General features: G+C 41.5%; 4 protein-coding genes. All 4 read right to left on the reverse strand.

The genetic code is table 11. The features are described from left to right. Window positions 1–347 precede the first annotated feature (347 nt). Window positions 348–1,163, reverse strand: coding sequence for an HD domain-containing protein (locus tag A5294_RS02700; RefSeq protein WP_004104700.1), 816 nt, complete (start codon window positions 1,161–1,163; stop codon window positions 348–350). Window positions 1,164–1,186: 23 nt separating this feature from the next. Continuing rightward, window positions 1,187–3,820, reverse strand: a complete 2,634-nt coding sequence (locus tag A5294_RS02705) for a KUP/HAK/KT family potassium transporter (protein WP_012914496.1) — start codon at window positions 3,818–3,820, stop codon at window positions 1,187–1,189. Window positions 3,821–3,984: 164 nt separating this feature from the next. Further along, complete coding sequence (locus A5294_RS02710; protein WP_004104703.1) at window positions 3,985–4,965, reverse strand: TatD family hydrolase; 981 nt, start codon at window positions 4,963–4,965, stop codon at window positions 3,985–3,987. Between the two features lie 54 nt (window positions 4,966–5,019). Next, a partial coding sequence (locus tag A5294_RS02715; RefSeq protein WP_064340401.1) for an ABC transporter ATP-binding protein occupies window positions 5,020–6,559 on the reverse strand: 1,540 nt, incomplete at its 5' end.

The following is a 6,559-nucleotide window of genomic DNA, read 5'->3' on the forward strand; positions in this document are numbered from 1 at the left end:
AGGCAATGAACTGGCAATAATTAACTAATAAGTAGTACAGACACGCTCTTGAGTTCTCAAACCACCACCACACCAGCCGGCCCATCAACCTCAACCGAGGAGAACCAGCCGCGCTGAGCAGCAAGAGATAAACTTACACCAACCCACGCTAAAACGCAAACCCACCAAAAACAAACACCCCAAAACCATTGAAAACAAGCCAAAACACCGGCGTGTCGAAAACCACGCAAAAAACACCAAAAAACATGCTATCTGATATTGAATCTATAAAAAACTTTTTAAAAAATAATAGATTTCTTAAAAAATACACAAAAATAGGATAAAAATACGCAAAAAATCAATAGCGCTCACGCATCAACACGCATATTAAAGATTTCTGCCAGGCCTGCAATATCTGGCTCACCATATTTCGTAACTAATTGCATCCACCGATTAGCATTGTCTTCACCAAATCGCGCAGCCTTGCGACGATAAGAATCAACTGTCAAAAAACGAGGAGGTATCGATTTGCTGTTATATTTATCCGCAACCATAACAATTTCTTGCTCAACTGTTTGCGGAATATAGTCTTCAGCAGGAAGAGGCAAATTTTGCGCAACAACTTGCTCTCGAGTTAAGCCAACTCCAGTATGGTTGCGCGCAAATTGCGCAGCATCCTCACTAAAACCATTATCAATTAAATATTTATATCCGCGCAAACCATGCAAAATATAATTCGGTCCATCAAAGCGTAATATGCCACCAGCGTTGCTACTGCCATCACTTTCAAGCACAAAATACGTGCCAATATCGTGCAACAATCCACCTATTAAAGCTGCGTATTCATCAATATACTGTTTTGGAGCTAAGCCATCACTAACCGCAGGTAATATTGCATAACTATCTCCGACAAGCTCCTGAAGGCAATTTTTTGCTATTTCAGCACGCTTACGTAAAGTTCCACTCATTTGAGCAGCACGATTTTCAGCGGACAAAAGCATATTGCAATGATGAGCAATTTGCCAAGCAATTGTTGAGATTACAACACAATGACCGTGAATAAGCTCATAAGCAGCAGAAGATGGTGCAGTTGCACTATGCAATTTCTCTACTTCACCAAAATCAGGTAGATTAGCGAGTTTTATCGAGTTGCAATTAAGTATGCTTTCTGCACCATTTTCCATTTTAAGGCTCTTCCTTAAGATTCTTACTTAAGATTATTTTTTGCACTCTTTTCAGTTGCTGCACTCTTTTCAGATTTCACACTATTCGCATCATTGGCACGAGCAGCATCCTCCACAGCCTGCACAACAGCATGCGTTACATTCGCTGCATCGATATTTGCCCCATCTTTATTAGGCTTCTCCACGCTAACTTTTTTTGTCTCTTTAATTGGAACTGGGCTAATTTTCCCAGTATTGGCAAGTTTTTCGTTAGCAAACATCACATTAGCAGCAGCAATATCTCGTGCGTTCATAACAGCAGTCTGCTCAGCATCAGTAGGTCTGATATCTTTCACAACGTGAATATTAGTTTCAAGCGCTGAGGCACCTTGCAAAGATTGAACTGCTCGCTGAGAACAGTCTTCACGCTTCAAACGCGGAGGTCTGCGAGTAGAAACAAACAACGGCTGCACTTCAACAACCGGATTGTAAGGAGCCAAACCAAACCATTTAACAGGCGTACCAGCAACATGTCTAATTGCATATTTCATCTTTAAAGATAACGCTCCACGCACAGAAATATTAGATTCCGGCATCAACGCTTTGTGCAACAGAACATAGCGAATTGGTCCAATATCTGGATCTGCATCAACCTTTGGATACACGGATTTTTGCTGAGGAAGTTCGCCCGTGTGCGATAAGTCATGCATAATTTGGTGAAGATACGCTGGTATAGAAGGCGACACTTTAAATCCGAGTTTAATTTTTACGCGGAATAAGTAGTCCGTACCGAAATTCTCTACACAATACTCACGAGTAAACGGAGCGTCATCTGTTTCTACAGAAACAGCCCACCAAGCTCTAGCACGCTTTGGATGGTCGGCAAAAATAGAGAAGAAGATTCCAGTATCGAGACGCTTCATTTCACGATCGGAAGTCAAATACACAATATTGTCAGCGAAATACGGAATACGGAAATCTCCGTGCAACTTATCTAGCACAGGTAGGAAATCTTTCGGTTTCATGTGCAAACGTTGCGAACGCTCAATTTTAGTTCCATCTTTCCAAGTGACCATAATGATCAAAATTGAAACACCGAGCAGCATAGTAAACCAGCCACCGTGCATGAATTTCGCCATGGAAGCCACAAAGAACATCATCTCAATCATGAGGAATACGATTGCAAATATGAAGGCACCAAATCGCTTCTTTTGATACCACATGTGCACTGTGAGCAAAATAGTCGTAGCAAGCATAGTTAGAGTTAAAGCTAAACCGTATGCGCCAGAGATATGTTCAGAATCGCGGAATACTGCAAGAACCGTAATAGTGGCAACACACAGCACAACATTCACAACTGGAATATACAGCTGTCCACGAGTTCTAGCAGGATATCGCACTTGCAAATGTGGCATCCAATTTAGGCTTGTTGCCTCAGAAACCATTGTGTATGCGCCTGTAATCAACGCTTGAGAAGCAATAATGCCAGCAGTAACCGAAAGAATAACGGCAACATATCGCACATTCGGTTCAAGCATTTGGAAGAATGGGTTCAAACCTTCTATCGACCATAATGCTTTATCGTTTTGATTTTTCAACATCCAAGCGCCTTGCCCAAAGTAATTCAGCAGCAAAGCAACTTTAATAAACGGCCAGGTTGCGTACACATTGCCTCTACCAACATGACCCATATCAGAATATAACGCTTCAGCACCGGTAGTAGAAAGGAAGATCACACCCATAACCGCTAATCCCTGCACATTATGCGTGCTAAACAGGAATTTTATGCCATGAATCGGGTTAAGTGCTTCAAAAATAGTCCAATCTTGGCCAATGTTCATGACACCAACCAGCGCAAGGAAAGCAAACCAAAGCATCACAACAATGCCAAATACTTTGCCAATTCGCTCAGTTCCGCGTTGCTGTACAGAGAAAAGTATGACGATTATAATAACCGTAATCATCATCGACAAATTCTCATTTTCTAAGAATATTGGCTTAAACACTGCAATAGTGCGCAAACCTTCAACTGCTGAAGAGATGGAAACTGCAGGAGTCAGCACAGAATCTGCCAAAAACGCGGCTCCACCAATCATTGCCGGTATCGCAAGCCATGCGCCTTTTTTACGTAGAAGCGAATATAAAGCAAAAATGCCGCCTTCGCCTTTGTTGTCTGTTCTCATTGCAACAAATACGTATTTTACGGTTGTAATTAATGTGATTGACCAGAACAGTAGCGAAAGCATTCCGTAGATAGTCGCGCGATTTATGTTTTGTAAGCCGCCTTGACCTGCTAAAAATGTTTGCGCAGTATAAAGCGGAGAAGTACCAATATCGCCATAAACAACGCCAAGAGCAACAATTGCCATTCCCAATGTAAAACGATCGGAACTGGTTTGCAATTTTGCCCACCATCTACCTAATGGACCTCGTACGGCACTAGCAACAAGCTTTTCCGCTTCTTTTACCTCTTGCGCTTGCTGCTGAGCTATTACTTTGCGCTCTTCGCGTGTTGTCGTTTTTTTTGACACCTGAGGAGCCTTAGTAAACGAGGCAGCTCGCAATATAGCATCCTTAGTACCTTTTAAGGATTTAGTGCTTTTCTCGGAATCTTTCGCGCCGTTGCGAGGATCCTTTGTACTATCGTTTGACGGTACAGCAGTGCGTGACTTAGTCATGCTTAATTGTTCCTCCATATATGAGGCTTCTTCTTGATGCCAACAAGAAGTCGCATAAACCTCACACCTCACAGTTTTATTTCCGTACTTGGATATTGTATACAACAATAGTGCATCGCGCAAAAAATATTAAAAAATCCTTGAAAATTAAGGATTTTATATTCCTAAAATTCGTAAATTTTTCGCGTATTTTCGCGTGTAACTTTCGCTGCTTGCAATAACGATATATTTAGAACTTCAGAAAGTGTTTCTAGCGTATAAGGAACCATATAAGGCGCGTTTGGCCGTCCACGATACGGCATTGGCGTTAAATAAGGCGCATCCGTTTCAACAGTTATATGGTCTTTGCCAATAATTCGCGCAGATTCGCGTAATTCATCATTGCCTTTGTAACTTATAGTTCCAGAAAAACTTGCGTACCAACCGTGCTCTTTCAATATTTCGGCTAAATCCACAGCACCAGCATAACTGTGAAATACTGTTCGCTCAGGAGCGCCATCTTTTAGTAAGACTTTCACTACGTCTTCATGCGCATCACGATCGTGAATTTGTAAAGGTAAATTCAGCTCTTTTGCGAGCGCAATATGGTCGCGGAAAGCCTCTATTTGTGCTTCTCGCGCAGGCTCTCCCGTACGAAAGTAGTCTAAACCGGTTTCACCTATTGCCACTACTTCTTTTGGATGAGCAATTACTAGCGAGCGCAAATGTTGCATAGCTTCGTCAAATGGAATATCGTGATACGGCTTGTAAACTATCGGTAGTCCGTCAGGTCCTTGAGCGCCTTTGTGACCATGTAATACTGCTTCGTTTGGATGTATTGCTATTGCTGCACGAACTGAATTTTCATGCGTTTGAGCAAACTTAATCGTCGGCTCCCAATCTGGATATTCACATCCGACTTCTAGCATGTGTGAAACGCCTGATGATTTTGCTTGAGCAACTAAATCGTCTGCAGTAGGTTCCGCTATTAAATCGCGACCTTTTTCTGCTAATTCTTGATTCAAATTATGTGCAAAATCCACAACGCTAAGCATGTGCGTGTGATCGTCTGCAATTGTTATGCCTTCTTGTAGCAGATTTTCCCATACTGCAGATTGCGCTGCTAAAGCCGGCGCCCAATTATGTTCGCGATGATGTTTACTCATATTTTTAAGTCTACTCGCAAACTCAACTGTCAATTTTTATTGAATGATAAGTATTTATAAAACTGCTTTGCGAATTGCATCATATTGCGATTTTACAAGACGATAATACGCTCCTCTTGCCTCCATAAGCTCGTTATGAGTGCCTTTTTCAACAATTTCTCCATGATCGATTACACAAATCAAATCCGCATTCTCAATCGTCGAAAGCCTATGCGCTATTACAAAAGATGTGCGATTTTTAAGTAATTGAGCTAATCCTGCCTGTAATGCTTCTTCTGTACGAGTATCAATATTACTTGTTGCCTCATCTAGAATAAGAATTCGCGGATTCGCAAGCAATACTCGCGCAAACGATATAAGCTGACGCTGACCTGCAGAAAGAGTGGCTCCGCGCTCTTCAATTTCAGTATCGTATCCGTTCGGTAATCCTTCAATAAATTCGTGAGCATGAACTGCGCGCGCTGCATTCTCAATTTCTTCATCAGTGGCATCGAGCTTCCCATAACGGATGTTCTCGCGTACGGTTCCACTGAAAATAAAGCTATCTTGTAGCATTACTCCCATTTGTTTTCTAAGAGATGCGAGCGTTACTGAACGTACATCGTACCCGTCTATAGTAATCGAGCCTTCTGAAACGTCGTAGAATCTAGAAAGAAGACTTACAAGAGTTGTTTTTCCTGCGCCAGTAGGCCCCACAAGAGCTACAGTAGTACCAGGATTAACATGCAAATCAACCAAGTTCAATATTGGCCTTCCGTCTTCTTCGTAACGGAACACAACATCGTTTACATCAATTTTGCCGCTAATTTGCGGCAATTCTTGAGCCTCCGGCTTGTCTACAATATTTGGCTTAATTCTTAGAGTTTCAAAAATTCGCTCCAAATATACTGAGCATGTTACGAGCTGCGTGTAAAAATTACCAATATTTACTACTGGATCCCAGAAAGTAGTCGAGTACCAAACGAATGCTATAAGCGTTCCCGTGCTCACGTTCATTGCACCTAAGTTTGCTATGCCAGCGTAATACAAAAGCGCTATTGCTGCAGTCTCAATAATTGAAGCACCAGGCCAAAGTAACATTTGCACTCTAACGTTTCGCATCCAAGCACTTCTTACTTCTGCTTGTTGCTCTTGAAAAGTAGTGTATGCCATAGCTTCTCGCGCAAAAGTTTGCGTTGTTTTTACTCCTGCGATTGATTCGTGCAAATACGCATTTAAATTACTTTGTTTATTTGATAACTTTTTAGACGCTTTTCTTTGCAAAATTTGTAAAGTTCGCGTCCAAATTATAAATATTGGGAATAGCGCCAAGCTCCACAAAGCCATTCGCCAATCTATAACAAACATTGTTATTAATGTAATAATAAGCACAAAAACGTCAGAAAATACGTTAATTAAACCGGATGAAAGCGTGTCAGAAAGCGTATTGATGTAGTTTACAATGCGAATCAGAATTTTCCCATGCGGACGCGAATCAAAATAATCAAAAGACAGTGATTGCACATGCGTAAAAATATCGCGACGCATGTCTTTGATTATCATCTGGCCGATGCGTGTAATCGCTAAAGTTCTGTATGCTAAACCGAGTTCATAC

This window comes from Gardnerella sp. 30-4 (assembly GCF_001641215.1).
GTDB lineage: Bacteria > Actinomycetota > Actinomycetes > Actinomycetales > Bifidobacteriaceae > Bifidobacterium > Bifidobacterium leopoldii.

What these genes read in the sequence shown, in the direction of transcription:
- A5294_RS02710 (WP_004104703.1), bottom strand. Translation starts at nt 4,965, where the DNA reads ATGAGTAAACATCATCGCGAACATAATTGGGCGCCGGCTTTAGCAGCG.
- A5294_RS02705 (WP_012914496.1), bottom strand. Translation starts at nt 3,820, where the DNA reads ATGACTAAGTCACGCACTGCTGTACCGTCAAACGATAGTACAAAGGAT.
- A5294_RS02700 (WP_004104700.1), bottom strand. Translation starts at nt 1,163, where the DNA reads ATGGAAAATGGTGCAGAAAGCATACTTAATTGCAACTCGATAAAACTC.